Here is a 17556-nt window from a genome sequence, read left to right on the forward strand (position 1 = left end):
GCCTTCCCACCCCTGTTGGCCGAAAACCGCTAAGATCTCCAATCGTTACGCTTGACTCCAAGACAGATTTCTCTGCCAAAAATCTTTGATCTCAGAGGCTTGCATCGGTTTCTTCATGCTCTCTTACAAAGAGTCCAGGCGAACCGGACGCTCTTCGTAAATGATAGTAAGCTTGGATTTGAGGGCCGCAATCCGGCAGTGGTATTAGATCAGGCGGTGGAGTTCTAGGCTCGACGGACTAATCCGAAAGTTGTAGTCTGTGAGGTATGGGGCTGCATCTGCGTAGAACGGTTTCGGCCTTGAAGGGCATCTCGCTAGCTCACATGGCTTCCATGCTGGTGCTAGTTTTCACGCTAATATTCGTAATAACAAACTTAATTCAGACGGAAACTGAAGCAACCTTCATATCATCTATTCCAGCTATAATTGTCGCTGCATATCTTGTTGGCCGTCGCGGTGCAATCATTGCAACTCTCGTGACAGTCGCCGCCAGCCTCGGGGCCGAACGACTTCTGCGCGGTTCGATTCCTGCAGAGGACTGGCCGCGAGCAATCTTTCTCCTGGTTTCCGGCTTCATGATCGCCTTCATGTTCCACCGCTTGCGGCAGGACCTTAGCGAGGCCCTGAAGGTCGCCGAAACTCGACTGGCCGCCGTCGAGGCCACCGAGAGCCGCTTCCGTTCGGTGTTCGAGCGTGCGGCCCTCGGCTTTGCGAACACGAATGAAAAAGGCGAGCTTCTGCAATCCAACAAACGTCTTTGTGAGCTGACGGGATATACCGAAGCCGAGCTTGCTCAATTTCCGCTTGCGCAGCTTGTTCATCCCGATGATCGCGATAGCGTTGTTGAAGCGCTTGCCGATCAAGGCAAGTCCGCGATGCCATTCGATATGGAAGCCCGATTGAAGAAGAAGGACGGGTCCACATTCTGGGCTCGCCTGAACCTATCGTCGTACCGTTCCGACGGCCTCCTTTCAGAGAGCGCGATCATCGTTGTCGATGATATCTCGGAAAGACGGACGGCGCGCGAAGCGATCCGGGTCCAGAAGGAACGGCTTGATCTGGCGCTTTCGGCGGGGCGGTTGGGAACCTGGCAAGTCGACCTCCAAAGCGGCGTCGTCACGGGTTCCGACAAATTTTGGGAAATCTTAGGCCTGCCGCGCGCCACCAGCCGGCCGATAGACGAGCTAGCTGCAGTCGTCTATCCCGCGGACTGGCCAAAGCTTGCACTCCCCAAAGAATCCGGCGCGACCACGAATTACGACGTTGAGATAAGGGTGCGACGTCCGGATGGACCTATTCGTTGGGTCGCTCTGCGCGGACGGGAGGAGCGGTATCATGATCAGCAGCTGCTGATCGGGATAGCAGCTGACCTGACTGAACGTCGGCAGACCACGCTTTTGCGCGCCACGGTCAGGAGACGGGATCGTATTTTGATCGAACAGCGCCATCGATTCAGCAATCTTTTCGCGGTCGTGATAGCGCTGGTCAAAATGGTTGGTGCTCCGGCGAACAATGTCATGAAGTTCAAGGAGGACCTAATCGATCGGATACGAGCGCTTGAAGTCACGCATATGATGATCTCCGGTCGCACCGACAGTTCGGTATTGCTCCGGGATCTCGTGGTCCAGGAACTGTTGCCCTACATGGAAACGCGAAAGATAAAGACCCATGGCCCTGACGTCATGATGTCAAGCGGCGCTGCCGAAACCTTCGCAATGGTTGTTCACGAGCTTACGACGAACTCTGTCAAACACGGCGCGCTTGGCGGTTCCCGAGGGCGCCTTGAGGTTAGATGGGCCGATAGTGGAGAAAGCGATGACGTCGTCTTCGATTGGATAGAATCGGGAAGACGCAGGAAGGCCAAGAACATCGGCCATGGCATTGGTTCGATGATATTGGGCGTCAACACCGCGCCGCTTATCGGCCATGCCTCGAAGCTGGAAATATTTGAAGGCGGTCTACGATACTCGCTGCGGCTGTCTCGACGTGAAATCGCGCCCTAGTCGATATATTTCGAACGCCAGTTTTGTAGCGCGACGGCTGCCTCGGTGCGGTTGCGTACTCCCAGCTCACGCATTACCGCAGCGGCGTGAATTTTTGTCGTTGCTTCGGAAATGTCCAAATCGCGAGCTATCTCCTTGTTTGAAAAGCCTTCCGCCATCAGCTTGAGCACGTCACGTTGCCTTGAAGTCAGCTTGCTAAGGCTGGCCGCTCCCATCCGCCGTTGGGTCCATGCCCTCGCCGATTGGGGTGCGTGTGACCCGGGACCCCCGGAAGGTCGAGACAACAGCGCCGGCACATAGATGCGGCCTGCCAGAATCTCGCGCACTGCCGATACCACTTCTTGGTCCGTCTGAGATTTCACGATATAGCCGTGCAGCCCGATCGACAGGGCCTTCAATATTTCCGCTCGTGAATCATTGCCGGAAACGATTGCAAAACGGGTGTCCGGATACGCTGACAAAACGTCGCCGAGCACTTGCTGGTTGAACAGTCCCGGCATGTTCAGATCCAGAATGGCTAGATGGATGTCCCGCTGAGCCAGGACACTGGCAGCGGCATCAAAACATCCAGCTTCGAATATTTCCAGTTCCGGGAGCTCGGCCTTGAGCGCCAAACTCAGCCCACGACGATACAGACCGTGATCGTCCGCAATGACGACTCGATACATTTGCATTCCACCCCAACGCAGGCCCTACAAAGCGGGCCCTGAAACGCCTAATGCGGCTAAACGATCAATCGGGGAATGGCCTTGGCGGTGGCCAACCACTCGTCGAACGCCCAGAAATCCGCACCACTTGCGCGCCGTATTGCTAATATATTCCTCTATGGCGGAAAAATCTCTTTTTTTTTCCGAGGAACCTTCAACCGGCTTGAATCGCACCGTTTCTGCCCTTGTCAGAAAGCCAACATCGCGATCAGGCGCGTCTATGGCCAACTACCAAATTCCATGTGACATCAGCTGTTTGAGCGGTAGCGAGACGTAAATTCCAGCAGGTGGATTCTGAGGTCCGCACTGGGGCATTTGAAGGTCTCGTGGCTAAGCAATTTTGCAGATGCAGGTCGGCATATTCGGCGCCATCGTGCCTCGCGGCGGACAGGTCGGACCGGCCTAGTCGCTGAACCTGCGGAGGCAATGGATTGGTGCCATTCGATTGCACGACGACATCCTTCGAACGCTCACATACCGTTCTTCATAAGATGCTCGGGACGGACACGTGGCGACTTTTCTATCCGACCCATCATGGTCGGAAGAGGTCTGAACACGTCTGCCCAGGCACCAACCATTGAAGCGGCGTTGAACTATGGAGGATCGGATGAAAGCGGTTATTCAATGCGGTGGGATGGGAACACGACTTCGTCCCTTTACGTCGGTGTTGCCGAAGCCGCTGATGCCAATTGGTGCCCGGCCGGTGCTCGAGCTGCTTCTCAAGTGGCTGCGACGCAATGGCATTGAAGAGGTCTACATCACGACCGGGTATCTCGGCCATCTCATCCGCAGCGTGTGTGGTGATGGTTCGCAATGGAACCTGAAAATACGGTACACTCAGGAGATGGAGCCGCTGGGCACCATCGGGCCACTGTCGCTTATCCGAGATGAACTAACCGAACCCTTTATCGTGCTGAACGGCGACGTTCTCACCGATCTTAGCCTCAGCCGATTCACAGCTGCCCACCGCAAGCACAAGGATCCGGTGACCATCGCTACCGCAAACCGTCTTATCAAGATGGATTTCGGCGTCATCGACGAAGTCGACAATGCAGTGCAGATGTTCCGCGAGAAGCCGACGCTTTCTCATCTCGTTAGCATGGGCATCTACTGCATGAATCCGGATGTTCTGAGTTTTATTCCCTCCGGCATTCCATTCGGATTCGACGACCTGATGCTGCAGATGATGCAGCAGGGCACGGTCGTCCATGTCTACAAGCATGAGGGACTCTGGCTCGATATCGGCCGCGTCGACGATTTCCAGAATGCTCAAGCCATTTCCTGGGAAGAGCAGTCGGCTTCGATCGAAGTCGCGGCAGCGGCTGCCTGACAAACGGCGAGAAACTCAAACACGAATGATGATTTGGGAGTGAGGTCACCATGCTCTTGGTCAGTGCCCCGATTTTGGGTGTTCCGGAGAAGGCGGCTCTATCAAAGGTCATTGATAGCAGCTGGTTGACCATGGGCGAGCAGGTTCGATTGTTCGAAGAGTCGTTTGCCCGCATGCATGGCGCGGACGATTGCGTTGCGGTGAGTTCCTGTACTGCGGCGCTTCATCTCATTTTGCACGGACTTGGCATTGGTCCGGGCGATGAGGTGCTGGTTCCGTCGCTAACTTTCGTGGCGACCGCGAACTCAGTGCTCTATGTCGGTGCAACTCCCGTCTTTGTCGATATTGAGTCAGCCGACTTGCCGTTGATGTCGCTTGCAGAAGCCGAGGCTCGATGCACGCCGCGAACGAAGGCCATTATTCTCGTTCACTTCGCCGGGTATCTGGCCAATCGAGAACAATGGCAAAGGTTCGCTCGTGTTCGGGGACTGCACATCATTGAAGACGCGGCGCATGCTCCTGGCTTGAGAGAAGTAGGGACCTTCGGCGTTGCCGCGGCCTTCAGCTTCTACGGCAACAAGAACATGACAACCGCCGAGGGCGGCGCCGTAATCGCCCAAGACCATGAACTGCTGGAAAGGATTCGCCAAGCGCGCGGGCACGGGATGACCACCGGCACACACCAGCGGCTGAACAGCCGCACGCCGCAGTATGACGTCACCATGCTTGGGTTCAATTATCGTATGGACGAGATGCGGGCCGCAATCGGACTTGTCCAGCTAGGAAACCTGCAAGAATGGAACGAAGTAAGGCGTATCCTCGTCGTCCTTTATCGGCGACTCATTGCAATGCACTGCCCGGCAATAATCGTACCATTCAGTGAATCGCGGCGATCGGCGCACCACATCATGCCGATACTTTTACCGCGATATGCCGACAGGCAAGCCGTTATCGACGAACTGCGCAACCAGGGAATCCAAACAACGATCCACTATCCGCCCGTGCACCGGATGACGTTGTACAGCGAGCTTTTTCCCGGGACCCAATTGCCGCGAACAGAAGACTTTGCTCAGCGGGAGTTGACGATTCCACTTCACCCGCAGATGACCTCAGCGGTGGTCGAAGCGGTTGTGGAGGCTCTGGCAACTGCGGTGAACGGCTGTACCAAAGCAGGAACGGCCGCATGAATGCGACAGATCAATCCCTCCACCGACGCTTCGTTGCAGTCTCGGCCCACGGGTCTGCGCGGCGTTTGATCGACATTGCCATTGCGAGCGTTGCTGCGGTCTTGTTTGCTCCACTGATGCTGCTGATCGCCATCGCCCTTCTGGCCGAGGGCGGTAGGCCGGTTTTGTTTGCACAAACCCGCCTGGGCGCCGGGGCTCAGCCTTTTCGCATGTACAAGTTCCGCAAGTTCGATGTGCGATGCGATCCCCACGGCCTCGCGCTGACGGTCGCCGACGACAAGCGCATGACAACGATAGGGCGCGTGCTCGCCGCGACAAAGTTCGATGAATTGCCGCAACTGTGGAATGTGATCATAGGCGACATGGCAATCATCGGACCGCGGCCGGAGAGCCTGGCGTTCGCCGACTGTTTCCACGGCGGCGCCGAGGCTGTTTTGCAGTACAAGCCTGGCTTACTCGGTCCGAGCCAGGTTCTCTTCCGCAACGAAGCGAATTTCTATCCGAAGTTCACGGATCCGGTGCAGTACTATCGCGAGACCCTGTTTCCCGCCAAGGCCAGGATCGACCTTTCCTATTATCCGCAGCGAACTCTGGTGGCTGACGCCGTCTGGATGGCTCGCGGTTTTCTAGCCGTTGTCGGCCGGGTACCGCCGTCGCCGATCGCGACTAAAGCGCATTCGGGCTGACACTCCGGTGAGTGTCACCGTCAGAGTGGACATGGCAAGAGGGACGATTGGTCATGGACTACAAAGGCAAAAAGGTACTGGTCACGGGCGCCGATGGATTTATCGGATCGCATCTCACCGAGGCGCTGGTCCGCAATGGAGCGGATGTCACAGCATTGGCGCTCTACAATTCGTTCGACAGTCACGGCTGGCTTGACGATTTGCCGGACAACATCCGAGCCCACCTGAAATCCGTGCGTGGCGACGTGCGCGACAGCGCGTTCCTGAACAGGATCATGCGCGGCCAAGCTGTGGTTTTTCATCTGGCTGCTCTCATCGCGATTCCATATTCGTATGCGGCTGCCCAGTCATACGTGGAAACCAATGTCATGGGCACGATGAATGTTCTCGAGGCAGCGCGTCAGTGGGACACCGAACGCGTCGTGCACACCTCGACCAGCGAGGTTTACGGCACGGCGCTGACCATGCCTATCAAGGAATCTCATCCGCTGCAGGGCCAGTCTCCATATTCGGCATCGAAGATCGGTGCCGACATGATGGCCGAAGCCTACGCCAGGTCATTTGACGTTCCCGTCGTAACTCTGCGGCCATTCAATACCTACGGCCCACGCCAGAGCGAGAGGGCGATAGTGCCGACCATAATCAGGCAGGCCCTCGACAAGAACTGTTCGGCTATCATGGTCGGGGATACGAGCCCTATCCGCGATCTAACCTTTGTTGAAGACACGGCGGCAGCATTCCTGACCGCAGGCGTGGCGGAACTCAAATTCGGCCATGCCTACAATGCCGGAAGCCAGCGTGCCGCGACGATCGCGGAAGTCCTGGACCTGGTGGTCGAGTTGAGCGGATCGAAGAAGCCTGTCTATCGAGATGAAAGCCGCTTGCGCCCACAGAACTCCGAGGTTCGCGCGTTGCTTGCAGACTCGACGCAATTCGAAACGCAGACCGGGTGGCGAGCCCGTACCAATCTGCGAGATGGGTTGGAGCGCACCATATCGTGGTGGAAAGCGCGTCTCAGCGAGGGGCGGGTGCGCCGGGAAATGGGCTACATGACATGACTTGTCGTCGCCGACATGCGTTGTCGATGATCTTCGCTGTCGCGTGCCTTGGTCCGCATGCTGCCGCAAGCCAGGCGGGCAATACGTCAACGCACTTTGTTGCGACGCCGGCGATGCAGTTGCCCGACTATCTGCGTCCTACGGTCGATCCCGCGTTTGGGGAAACATTCACCCGGATCACAAAATCCGGGCCGCTTGGAAATGGGGTCGCGTGTATAAAAAATTATTGCAGCCACCGTTATTCCAGCGCCCAAGCCTGGAATGCGGACCAGAGCCTTCTCGTTATAACCAACGGCTGCAACGGGATGTGCTTTTTCGACGGACACACATTCCTACCGCTGCTGATGCGCGATCGATCGGGCGAATGTGAGTGGCATCCCCAAAATGCGGATCTGATGATCTGCGTTCGAGGCCAGCGAATATCGACCTGGGCGCCGCGGACCAATCACGAGGATGTGCTGTTCGATTCAAAGGACTATCGGGATCTGCACTTCGGACCAGGCAAAGGCAACCCGAGCCGAGACGGTAATCGCCTGGCAGTGCGTGCACGTCGATCGGACGGTGCCGAGGTCGTCTTCGCGTACGATCTCAAGCAGCATAGCAAGTTTGCCGATATCGCACTTGGGCGGCTTGCTGGGGTCAATGAGAACTGTTCGATCTCTCCTCTGGGCGAAAATATTCTCTGCATCCAGGCACTGGCGGACGGCACCGAACAGTCGTTTATATTTTCGATCGACGGCGCTCCAGGCCAGCAGTGGACAGAGCATCATCGGCCGGGGCATGGCGACATGACGGTCGACGCCGATGGGAGCGAGATCTACGTCGGCATCAGCAAATCCTATCCGGACAGCTATCAGGTGATCAAACGCCGGCTGTCTGACGGGAAAGTAACTTCGCTTATGAAATACGGCGAGGCCTCGCATGCTTCTCTGCGTGCTTTGAACAAACCTGGCTGGGTGTTCCTGAGCTACGGCGGCGACCCGAATGTGGTTTCGGCCCGTCCGGAAATGGCACCCTATGCACGAGAGGTTATCGCGCTGCGCCTCGATGGCAGCGGAGAGGTTCGGCGCATAGCGCAAACGCGCAGCGTTGATTTCGACTACCGCAGCGAGACCCATGCCTCGCCATCGCCCGATGGCTCGCAGGTAATCTGGTCCAGCAACTGGGGTGTGCCCGGCGGACCTGTTTATGATTTCGTCACCCGCGTCGACTGGTCGGAAGAGGCGAAGTCGAACTGAATGGAGATGTCACCGATGGCATTCATGAACCGAAATCTTCTTGCAGCGATAGGTGTGCTGGCTGCGGTTGATGCTGCCTCCGCGGCGAACGACCGGCCAGCCTACCATCTCTCCCCCGGCGACATCGTCGAAATAGGAATCTCTTCGATACCGGAACGAACTCAACGTGCGGTAATCCAGATGGACGGTACGATCGCGCTTCCCCAAGTCGGGAAGATATCCATCGGCGGTCTGACGCCTGCCGAGCTGCAGGCCCGCATGGAAACGATCTTGCCTACCAAGATATTTCAGCAGCGTTTGCCCGATGGGCGAGAGCAGATGATCGTTGTCCAACCTGGCGACGTGACCGCGATAGTCGCGGAATATCGCCCGATCTACGTGACTGGCGAGGTGCTCACTCCCGGCCAGCAGGCATATCGGCCTCTCATGACGGTGAGACAGGCGATTGCTGTGTCTGGCGGTCTCAGCCTTCTGCGCTCACGCGTAAATCAGACCGGTCCTGACCCGGTTGATCTGCAGCGCGACTATGAATCGCTTTGGGGGGAATACACCCGCGACTATTACCACAGTGCTCGCATTCGCGCCGAACTGCAGGATCAGCCAAGTTTCGATACCAAGCCCCCCCAAGGGTCGCCATTGTCTGCCGCCTTCAGCTCGGCCATTGCCGACGCCGAAAGAGAGGCGCTGAAGATCTCTCTCGATAACTTCCAGCAGGAACAAAGCTACGTTGATCAGGGCGCAAAGGATGCCGCGGCGCAGATCGACGTTCTGACCAAGCGCCAGCAGGTCGAGAGCGACGGGGTCAAGGCGGATGAGGATGACCTGGCTCGGGTGACGAAATTGTTTCAAGCGGGCAATCTGACCAACGCCAGGCTGTCTGACGTCAGGCGCTCCGCGCTACTCTCTTCCAATGGGCAGCTTCAGACATCGGTCGAGCTCATGCGGGCGCGACGCCAGCAGGAAGATTATCTCAGGCAACGCGAGCGCAATGAAAACCTGCGAAGGATCGGCTTGCTGACCGAGTTGAAAGATACCGATGTCCGTCTTGCCGACACCACCGCAAGGCTCCACGCCACCAGCCAGAAATTACAACCCGCTGGCGCGTCCGCTCTGCCGCTGCCGGTAAGCGGAGAAGCCATTCAGACCCAGATCACCATCGTGCGCAAGATTGGTGAAGAATGGCGCAAACAACTCGTCGAAGAAGATTCAGAAGTGCTTCCGGGAGATACGATCGAGGTGAGGTTCAGCAGCGATCTAGGACGTGCAGCAAGCCAGTAGGGGGCCGCGTTTGCGATCCCGCTATTGCTTGAAGGCCCGGGAAATCTGATCGGTCAATGGCTTAAGCAAATACGACCAGACGCTGCGCTCCTCGGTGCTTATGTGAACTTCGGCAGGCATGCCTGGCTTTAGGATTTTCTCACCCTTCAGGCAGGTGGCCTGGTTGTCGACGTGGATGCGAGCCGAAAAATAGGAAAGCTGGCGTTCCTGATCCTTGATCAGATCTGCAGAGATACGCTTCACCGAACCCTCGCAGACAGGTGTGGTTCCGACGTCGAAAGAGGGAAAGCGGATTGATACCCGCTGCCCGGGCTGGACATCATCCATCCGGGTCGGCGGAATGAGCGCATCCACGACAAGGTTGTCGGTGTCGGGCACAACCACCATGAGCACCTCTCCCGGTCCAACTACGCCTCCGACGGTGTGGATAGAGGATTCTTGTACCGTCCCGGTCTGGGGAGATCGGATATCCGTCCTTGCGAGCTCGTCGTCGGCCACTATCTTGCGCTCTTCGAGCTCTGTGCGCTTCGCTTCGTTTTCGCGGAGCTCGCTTGTCACGTCGCTGCGCATCTGCTCGTCGAGCTGAAGCACCTGCAAGTCCGTTTCACTGATGTGGGCTTGCACCTCCGCGATTGCTGCAACTAGTCGCCCCGACTCACCGCGAGCACGAGCCTCTTCCAGGCTGACATTGCTCAGTCGCTCCTTGGACACCAATTTCTTGGAGTAAAGAGCTTGGACGTCGGCAAGGCTGCGGGTAAGGAGATCCAAGGAGTCATTCGTCGCGGCAAGCTGAGCCTTGAGACCGTCAATCTGATGTCGAAGTTGCATCGAGCGGCTCTGCAACTGCGCCTTTTGGCCAGCCAATGCCGTAGCCCGGCTTTCAAACAAGGCACGTTCTCCATTGACAAGAGCAGCCACCCGCGGGTCGCTCATCCTCACGCGCAGACTGGGAGGAACCTGCATTTCCGGCAGCCCTTGCCGCTCTGCCTCGAGCCTGGCCAGGCGGATGGTGACTCGGTCGAGATCTTCACTGACAATCTGCAGGTTTGAGCGTGTGAGCGTGTCGTCAAGCCTGACCAACACGGCGCCGGCACGCACATGATCACCATCCTGGGCGAAGATTCCACCGATGGTGCCGCCGGTCCGATGCTGGACCTTCTTTACACTGCTTTCGACCACAACGGTCGCTGGCGCGATCACAGCGCCGGCGATCTTGGTTAGTCCCAACCACGTCCCTCCGCCAACGAGCAGAAAGGCGGTGGTTGCCAAGCCCAGAACCAGGTTGGCGCGGATGCCATCCGGATCATTGATCAGCCTGGTTCCGAGCCAACGACTTGCGTCGTTGACACGAGCATAAGAAATCGTCGCGTCAGACACGGAATAGGACCTCAAGCGTTACCGGCATTTTTTTGCAGCGGAACGACTGCCGGCTGGGGGAAGGGGCGGACGACATTTGAGAGAACATCTTCTCGCGGGCCAAATGCGTGGACCATCCCGTTCGACATGACCAATACCTGATCAATATTGACGAGCGCAGAAGGGCGATGCGCCACGACGATCACGATACCGCCACGCTGGCGCACCGCCAGGATCGCCCCCGCCAACGCAACATCGCCGTCTGAATCCAAGTTGGAATTCGGTTCGTCGAGCACGACGAGAAACGGATCGCCGTAAAGTGCCCTGGCCAATCCGACCAGTTGCCTCTGCCCGGCCGACAGGGCCGTCCCGCCTTCGCCGATTCGTGTTTGGAATCCTTGAGGCAATCGCATGATCATCTTGTCGACACCAGCCGCTCGAGCGGCTGCCATGACGCCTTTTGGGTCGCTCTGGCCACCAAATCTCGAAATGTTGTCGGCAACCGTTCCGTCGAACAGTTCGACATCCTGCGGCAAATAGCCGATATGAGCACCGAGCAGTTCCGAACTCCACTGATCGAGAGCAGCGTCGTCCAATCGAACCGTTCCCCGAATTGGCTTCCATACTCCGACCAGGGCACGCACCAGCGTTGTCTTCCCGGAACCGCTAGGGCCGACGACTGCCATCCCAGCGCCGCTCGCCAGGCGAAAGCTTACATTGAGAACCGTCGGCCGTTGTGCGCCTGGAGGGGCTATCGTCAATTCCTCGACGGAGAGTTGCCCCCGCGGGCTGGGAAGCTCCATGGGAGCGCTTTGGCTACCGAAAGCATCCAGCGCTGCAGTCAAGTCGGAGTAGCTTCGGCGTGCGGCCAGAAATCCTCTCCAGTTTGCGATCGCGGCGTCGACCGGCGCCAAAGAGCGGCCAAGCAATATCGAAGATGCGATGATCACACCCGGGGAAGCGTCCCCCCCGATCACCAGATAAGCGCCCAGCCCGAGTACACTCGATTGCAAGGCCATCCTGAGTGTCTTCGACAATGATCCGGTTCCGCCCACGATGTCGGAGAGCCGTTCCTGGTTCTTGAGATAGGCGTGGCTGACTTCTCCCCAGCGTCGGCCAAGCCTGGCGGAGAGACCCATCGCCTGAACGACTTCCGCATTGCGGCGGCCTGCATCGGCAAGGATGCGTTGCGCGACCAGTGTTTCGGAAGTTCGGGCCGCGGGGCCGCGGCCGGCAATTTCTGCGACCACGGTCAGAAGCACGACAACAACGGCGCCGACGGTTGCCAGTAGCCCAAGGGAAGGGTGCAACAGGTAGATGACCACCATGTAAAACGGCATCCACGGGGCGTCGAAAAAAACGGTCGGCCCCAGGCCGGAGAGAAAGCCGCGCAGCTGGTCCAAGTCGCGAAGCGGCTGCACCCGGTTCGCGTCCTGCCCGGCGACCAGGGGCACCGACAGCGATATGGTGAAGGCCTTCTGCTGCAGATTTCTGTACAGGCGATTGCCGATTCGAACCAGCAAGCGAAGCCGCACGAAATCGAGCAGCCCGTATATGGCATAGAGGCCCAGCATGCCGACCGTAAATCCCACGAGCGTCGGAACGCTCTGCGAGGGAAGCACACGGTCATACACCTGCAGCATGTAGACGGAGCCGGTCAGGGCTAGAATGTTTATCACCGCCGAAAAGAGACCAATGCCAACCAGCCCGGACCAACAACCCGACATGGCTGAGAGCAAATGTTGCGTACGATGTTCCCTCACGACGCGCGATCTCTCACTCGAGATTGTCGCACGGCCTCGTGGACGCTGTCAGCGTAGGACAAGATCTTACCTTTCGTTGTGACCCGCCCACCCCGAACATTACATCAAGCTAACATTCGTCAAATTTTATCAAAATGCAGCAAAATCGTGACGCTCAGACGCTAAATCGTGAATCGCCACGAAACAAGCTGGGGATAACCGACCCTGGAAAGCGAGCGTTTATTGACCATTTGAAGGTCGACGGGGTTTGCCCTTTGTCGGATCACGTTTTGATGTCTGTTGGATGAGGAAAGTGACCTGATCAGACATTCGACGCGCGTGGTTCATCGGGGTTCTTCATATGGGCGACAACGACACGGCCCTCGCCAGCTTCGTTCGAGATCGTGCCAATATTCTCGTAGGCCTTTGCGCGGTTGAGCAGACTCACGACTTGCCGGTCCTGGCCAAGGCCAACCTCGAACAGCAGCATGCCACCTGGCCGCAGGTATTGCGGCGCGTCTCTTATCACCCGCATGTGGATGCTCAGGCCGTAAGGGCCAGCCGCAAACGCCTCGCGCGGCTCGAGCTCGGTCAAGTGAGAGCGGTCGCCCTCGAGCCGCTTTTCCGAGATGTATGGCGGGTTGCAGACGATCATGTCGATCCTGCCGACAAGTTCCGGGCCGGAGAGAGGCTCAAACAGGTCGCCCTGCAGCACCGAAACGCGCCCTGCCAATCCATGATGGTCGACGTTGCGGCGCGCGGCTTTAACGCACCCATCCGTTAGGTCGCTCGCCCAGATCCGCGCGGTGGGGGCATAGTGCGCTATGGCGCATGCCAGATTGCCGGCGCCGCAGCACATGTCGATAATGCGGGGTTCCGCAGTCCTCAAATGATCCAAGGCGGCGAGGGCGGCTGTGCCCAGCAGTTCCGTCTCCGGGCGTGGCACAAGCGCGCCAGGTGCCACGAGCAACTCCAGCCCCATGAAGATGGTGCGCCCTTTGCTGTAGGCATCCTCGACGCTGATTTCTTGGCTCACGACAACCCGCTTTTCCCAATGCTGTCGTTCGGGAGACAGCTATGATCAGTTCTTTTTTCGGATGACGTATTGTGCAATCCCTTGGATGGAATCGAGGTTCTCAGGCAGAAGCTCGCTGTCTTCGACGACAATGCCAAAGGTTTCCTCAATGAATCCGATGACTTCCAGGACTCCCGTCGAGTCGACGATACCTTGGTCGAGCAGGGACGTATTGTTTTCCAGAGCCTCAGCGTCAGCAACATAGAAGTTGGACGCCAGAAACCCCCGAATTTTCTCGCTGTAAGTCTCTATCCTGTCTTCGCTGGACAACATTTTGCTTCCCCGGTTAAAACAAGAAAATTGACGCCAAGTCTCGCGGAAAACGCCTCATGACAAAGCCGTCTTCTTAAGTTTTCCCGTATCTGTCATCGGCAGGCTGGGTACAATGACAATTGATTTTGGGACCATGAAATTTTCCAGGCGCCTCTGACATTCCTTCTGCAGTTGTTTCTCGTCGATGGACTTCCCTTGCTCCATCACGACGAACGCCTTCACCGCCTGCCCAAGAAGTTCGTCCGGAACGCCTATCACGGCGGCCTCCCGTACCCCTGGAATGCCAACAAGCGCGTTCTCAACCTCTTTGGGCGCGACCTTCTCGCCACGGGATTTGATGATCTCATCGCCACGACCTACGAAATAAAGGTACCCTTCCGCGTCGATCCGACAGTAGTCGCCGGTGTAGAGGACCTGTTCACCGGGCAGAGGACCAGGTTTAAGCTTCCTTGCGGTCGCCTCTGGCTTGCCCCAGTAGCCCTTCATCACGGTCGCGCCGCGGATGACGAGCTGGCCGACGACGTCGGGGCCGACCCGCTTGTCGTCGTCGTCGACGATCCACATTTCCGTGTTCGGGATGGCTATCCCGACGCTCGACGGCTTTCGTTCAAGGTCCTCTGGCGGCAGGTAGGTGCAACGCTTGCACTCGGTGAGCCCGTACATTGAATAGATGCGCGCGCTCGGAAAAAGGTCCTGGAGCATGAGAATATGCTTCAACGGCAGGGCGGCCGCGGTATTCGTAACATAGCGAATGCTCGAAAAATCCTGATCCTTCAGCGATTTGAGCTCCGAGAGCGCCGCAAAAATAGTAGGCACGCCGGGGAAACCTGTGACCCGTTCTTGCTTGATCAGTCCAAGGATCTGCGCTGCAAAAGCAAACGAGCGTTCAAGCACCAGACGGGCGCCAGTGCGGAACGCCATGATCATCTGGTACAGGCCGTAATCGAATGCCAAGGGCAGGACATTGAGGATCACTTCGTCTTCGCCGAGCTCAAGATACGATGCGATCGAGGTGCAAGCCGCCATCATGTTTGTGTGCGTCAGCATCACGCCCTTGGGCTCGCCGGTAGAACCTGACGTGTAGATTATGGCGGCGAGATCAATGTCGATGCATCGGCGCGCCGGTGCCTCCCCGTTGCCGGCAATCGCAACATCCCAGCGAACCGCATGAGGCAGTTGCATCAACTCGGCGTCATCTATAGGCCCGGAGACAATCATCCGGCGCAGTGACGGGCAGTTGCGGGCCGGCTCACTGAAGACCGAGGTCAGATGGTTGTCCGTTATCAGCGCGGCTGGCAGGCAATCGTTGAGCAGGTAATGAAGCTTGTCGCTCTTGGTCAGCGGATTGACGATGCACACCACGGCATTCGCCTTGAGCACGGCCCAGAAGCTGACGACCGTCTCGACGGTGTTGTCGGCGAAGATCATCACGCGATCGCCGCGCGTCACTCCGGCGTCAGCCAGGTGTTGCGCAACGTTGTTGGCACGAGTCTCGATCTCGGCATAGGTCACGCGTTGCCCGCCGCAGACCAGCGCCACCTTGTCACCCAGCCGGTCGGCCGAGTGCCTGAGATAGTCGTGCAACAGCGGTATGGCTCCATGCATCATGCCAACACCTCTTCCTTGATCTCATGGTCAACGTCGACGCTGAGCTCGATCTTCTGCCTGCCGATGGGGCGGCTTGCGATAAACTGCTGGTGAAGAAGCTGCGTGGAGAGCACGCCCACCAGCGCCATGTTGTCGGAATTGGAAAGATCTTGGTCCACGGTCCGGGCTCGACACTTGCCCAGCAGGCGCGCGACCGACTCCGCATCGAAGACATTTGCGTCGCGCAACGCTCTTTCCGAAAGTGCCTCGCGCACATAGGCTGGTGCATTGTCGGCAACGAAGCATTGAGCGTTCGGCGCCCTGTAGGGCTGTTTCTTGCGGGCGATGATTTCCGGCGGCAGGATCGGCTCGGCCACCCGCTTCAGCACATGCTTCTCGTCCAGAATGCGCAGCTTGTATTTGGCTGGAAGCGAGTTCGCGAGTTTTACAACGTCATCGTCGAGGAACGGGAAGCGCCCTTCGACAGAGTTGCCCATCAGCATTCGGTCTCCCTGCGAGGAGAGCAGATAGCCGGACATCAAAGTCTGGATTTCGATATACTGGTCCTGTGCCAGAGAGTCCCAGCGCGAAAATTCGTCGGGCAGGCGCGCAAGGAACGCGGCGGCCGCGTTGTACGGTTCCGTCTCGGCTTTCATGTCGGCTGAAAACAACCGCTTGAGAGCGCTGGTCGTGCGCCAACGGGTACCATGTGCGAAGCCTGGCGCATCATGGGCATGGATATCATGTCCGAAGAACTGACGCGCCATTGCTTGCTGATGCACCGGGGAACGAGTGAGATAGGGATACAGGCGTTCCAGCAATCGCGCGCGTCTCGTCGAGGATGGTTGATGCCCCCAGAAACGGCGCACCTTCCCTTCCCGGAACAGGTCGTAGCCAGCGAACATTTCATCCGCGCCTTCGCCCGTCAGCACGACCTTGATTCCGTGCTCGCGTACCAATCTTGAAAGCAGAAGCAGTGGCGCCGGCGCGGTCCTCAGGATCGGACGTTCGGTGTGGTAGATCACCTCCGGAAAGACATCGGCGATATCGCTGCGGGAAACCGTCACCTCGTGGTGCTCGCTGCCGGTCGCGCCTGCCACCAATCGCTGGTAGCTGGTCTCGTCATATTCAGCATCGGCAAACCGCAGCGAAAACGTCTGGAAGCGGTCGCCGGCGATGCGGCTTGCCATCATGGCGACAAGCGAGCTGTCGAGTCCGCCAGACAGGTAGCAGCCAACAGGCACATCGGCCTGGTCGATCCGCAGCGCCGTCGCGGACTGCAGAGCCTCGCGCACTTCGTCCACGGCATCATCGAGCGCCCCCGGGAATTCATGGCGTTCGTCGAACGCCTCCGGATAGCTGGGTTTCCAGAATGCCTGCTCACGAACGGTTCCGTTCTCATAGACCCGAATGTGGCCAGGCTTGAGTTCCCGGACCCCTTTGAATACGCCTTGCGGCGGAACCACCGTCCAGAGAGTGAACGTCTGATCAATGCCGGCTGGATCGAAGGCTCGCGGCAAAGCCGCGTCGGCCGCGAAAATGGCCTTCACTTCGCTGGAAAAATAGAGGCGCCCAGCGTGCTCGCAAAAATGCAGGGGGCATATGCCGAACCGATCGCGCGATAGCACGAGGCGGCCGGCCAGCGAATCCCAGATCGCGATTGCCCATTGCCCGTTCATCCGCTCAAAAGCGCAGTCACCCCATTCGCGATATGCATGAACTGCCACTTCGGTGTCGCTGCGGGTGCGGAAGCGATGACCGAGCGCGACCAGCTTCTCGCGAAGCTCAACGTAATTGAAAATCTCGCCGTTGAAGACAATCCAGGTCTTGCCGCTCGTGTCGGCAAGCGGCTGTTGCCCATTCGAAAGGTCGACAATTGAAAGGCGTGCGTGGGCCAGCCCCGCGCGATTGTCGCGGTAGAGGCCGTGTTCGTCCGGACCGCGATGCACGAGCGACCCCGCCATGCGCAGAAGCGCCTCGCGCGAAGGCCGCGCCGCGGTAGCGTCCAGTGCCACGATTCCGGCTATGCCGCACAC

Annotated in this window: 14 protein-coding genes; 7 read left to right on the forward strand and 7 right to left on the reverse strand. The window is 58.1% G+C overall.

The features are described from left to right. Positions 1–323: 323 nt before the first annotated feature. Complete coding sequence (locus LB523_RS01485; protein ID WP_224600659.1) at positions 324–2003, forward strand: PAS domain S-box protein; 1680 nt, start codon at positions 324–326, stop codon at positions 2001–2003. On the opposite strand, the gene LB523_RS01490 is transcribed toward LB523_RS01485, so the two are convergent. Then, complete coding sequence (locus LB523_RS01490; protein ID WP_095768696.1) at positions 2000–2671, reverse strand: LuxR C-terminal-related transcriptional regulator; 672 nt, start codon at positions 2669–2671, stop codon at positions 2000–2002. The two genes, LB523_RS01485 and LB523_RS01490, sit on opposite strands and share 4 nt — an antisense overlap. Before the next feature lie 646 nt (positions 2672–3317). Between LB523_RS01490 and LB523_RS01495 the strand changes: the two genes are divergently transcribed. From LB523_RS01495 to LB523_RS01520, 6 genes are read left to right on the forward strand one after another with little or no spacing between them, the layout of a single operon-like run. Beyond that, positions 3318–4040: an NDP-sugar synthase gene (locus LB523_RS01495; RefSeq protein WP_095768666.1), complete on the forward strand. Its 723-nt coding sequence runs from the start codon at positions 3318–3320 to the stop codon at positions 4038–4040. 50 nt (positions 4041–4090) lie between these two features. Then, positions 4091–5227 (forward strand): DegT/DnrJ/EryC1/StrS family aminotransferase, encoded by a 1137-nt coding sequence (locus LB523_RS01500; RefSeq protein ID WP_224600660.1) that lies wholly within the window; start codon positions 4091–4093, stop codon positions 5225–5227. Next, on the forward strand, positions 5224–5913 hold the full coding sequence (locus LB523_RS01505) for a sugar transferase (protein WP_224600661.1): 690 nt from the start codon (positions 5224–5226) through the stop codon (positions 5911–5913). The genes LB523_RS01500 and LB523_RS01505 overlap by 4 nt, the downstream gene beginning before the upstream one ends. A 53-nt stretch (positions 5914–5966) precedes the next feature. Then, positions 5967–6971: an SDR family NAD(P)-dependent oxidoreductase gene (locus tag LB523_RS01510; RefSeq protein WP_140839031.1), complete on the forward strand. Its 1005-nt coding sequence runs from the start codon at positions 5967–5969 to the stop codon at positions 6969–6971. Between the two features lie 26 nt (positions 6972–6997). Further along, positions 6998–8209, forward strand: a complete 1212-nt coding sequence (locus tag LB523_RS01515) for a hypothetical protein (RefSeq protein ID WP_224600662.1) — start codon at positions 6998–7000, stop codon at positions 8207–8209. A 15-nt stretch (positions 8210–8224) separates the two neighbouring features. Then, on the forward strand, positions 8225–9487 hold the full coding sequence (locus LB523_RS01520; RefSeq protein ID WP_224600663.1) for a polysaccharide biosynthesis/export family protein: 1263 nt from the start codon (positions 8225–8227) through the stop codon (positions 9485–9487). A 21-nt stretch (positions 9488–9508) separates the two neighbouring features. Here the strand turns inward: LB523_RS01520 and LB523_RS01525 are convergent, their stop codons facing one another. From LB523_RS01525 to asnB, 6 genes are all read right to left on the reverse strand, one after another. After that, the gene (locus LB523_RS01525; RefSeq protein ID WP_224522968.1) at positions 9509–10864 is read right to left on the reverse strand and encodes an HlyD family type I secretion periplasmic adaptor subunit; all 1356 of its coding nucleotides are present in this window, start codon (positions 10862–10864) and stop codon (positions 9509–9511) included. An 11-nt stretch (positions 10865–10875) separates the two neighbouring features. Beyond that, entirely contained in the window at positions 10876–12570 is a 1695-nt protein-coding gene (locus LB523_RS01530) for a type I secretion system permease/ATPase (RefSeq protein WP_224600989.1), read from the reverse strand. A 337-nt stretch (positions 12571–12907) separates the two neighbouring features. Next, positions 12908–13621: a N5-glutamine methyltransferase family protein gene (locus LB523_RS01535; RefSeq protein WP_224600664.1), complete on the reverse strand. Its 714-nt coding sequence runs from the start codon at positions 13619–13621 to the stop codon at positions 12908–12910. Positions 13622–13666: 45 nt separating this feature from the next. Further along, positions 13667–13933, reverse strand: a complete 267-nt coding sequence (locus tag LB523_RS01540; RefSeq protein WP_095768673.1) for an acyl carrier protein — start codon at positions 13931–13933, stop codon at positions 13667–13669. A gap of 54 nt (positions 13934–13987) precedes the next feature. After that, positions 13988–15541 carry a class I adenylate-forming enzyme family protein gene (locus LB523_RS01545; RefSeq protein ID WP_224548571.1) on the reverse strand — a complete coding sequence of 518 codons (1554 nt, stop codon included), beginning with the start codon at positions 15539–15541 and terminating at the stop codon, positions 13988–13990. After that, positions 15538–17556, reverse strand: coding sequence for an asparagine synthase (glutamine-hydrolyzing) (gene asnB / locus LB523_RS01550; protein ID WP_224600665.1), 2019 nt, complete (start codon positions 17554–17556; stop codon positions 15538–15540). The genes LB523_RS01545 and asnB overlap by 4 nt, the downstream gene beginning before the upstream one ends.

The sequence above is a fragment of the Mesorhizobium sp. ESP-6-4 genome (assembly GCF_020164735.1).
In the GTDB taxonomy this organism is placed as follows: Bacteria; Pseudomonadota; Alphaproteobacteria; order Rhizobiales; family Rhizobiaceae; genus Mesorhizobium.

Bases quoted from the DNA above. Each gene is read 5' to 3' on its own strand.
- LB523_RS01485 (WP_224600659.1), top strand. From the start codon at position 324: ATGGCTTCCATGCTGGTGCTAGTTTTCACGCTAATATTCGTAATAACA.
- LB523_RS01490 (WP_095768696.1), bottom strand. From the start codon at position 2,671: ATGTATCGAGTCGTCATTGCGGACGATCACGGTCTGTATCGTCGTGGG.
- LB523_RS01495 (WP_095768666.1), top strand. From the start codon at position 3,318: ATGAAAGCGGTTATTCAATGCGGTGGGATGGGAACACGACTTCGTCCC.
- LB523_RS01500 (WP_224600660.1), top strand. From the start codon at position 4,091: ATGCTCTTGGTCAGTGCCCCGATTTTGGGTGTTCCGGAGAAGGCGGCT.
- LB523_RS01505 (WP_224600661.1), top strand. From the start codon at position 5,224: ATGAATGCGACAGATCAATCCCTCCACCGACGCTTCGTTGCAGTCTCG.
- LB523_RS01510 (WP_140839031.1), top strand. From the start codon at position 5,967: ATGGACTACAAAGGCAAAAAGGTACTGGTCACGGGCGCCGATGGATTT.
- LB523_RS01515 (WP_224600662.1), top strand. From the start codon at position 6,998: ATGATCTTCGCTGTCGCGTGCCTTGGTCCGCATGCTGCCGCAAGCCAG.
- LB523_RS01520 (WP_224600663.1), top strand. From the start codon at position 8,225: ATGGCATTCATGAACCGAAATCTTCTTGCAGCGATAGGTGTGCTGGCT.
- LB523_RS01530 (WP_224600989.1), bottom strand. From the start codon at position 12,570: ATGTCGGGTTGTTGGTCCGGGCTGGTTGGCATTGGTCTCTTTTCGGCG.
- LB523_RS01540 (WP_095768673.1), bottom strand. From the start codon at position 13,933: ATGTTGTCCAGCGAAGACAGGATAGAGACTTACAGCGAGAAAATTCGG.
- LB523_RS01545 (WP_224548571.1), bottom strand. From the start codon at position 15,541: ATGATGCATGGAGCCATACCGCTGTTGCACGACTATCTCAGGCACTCG.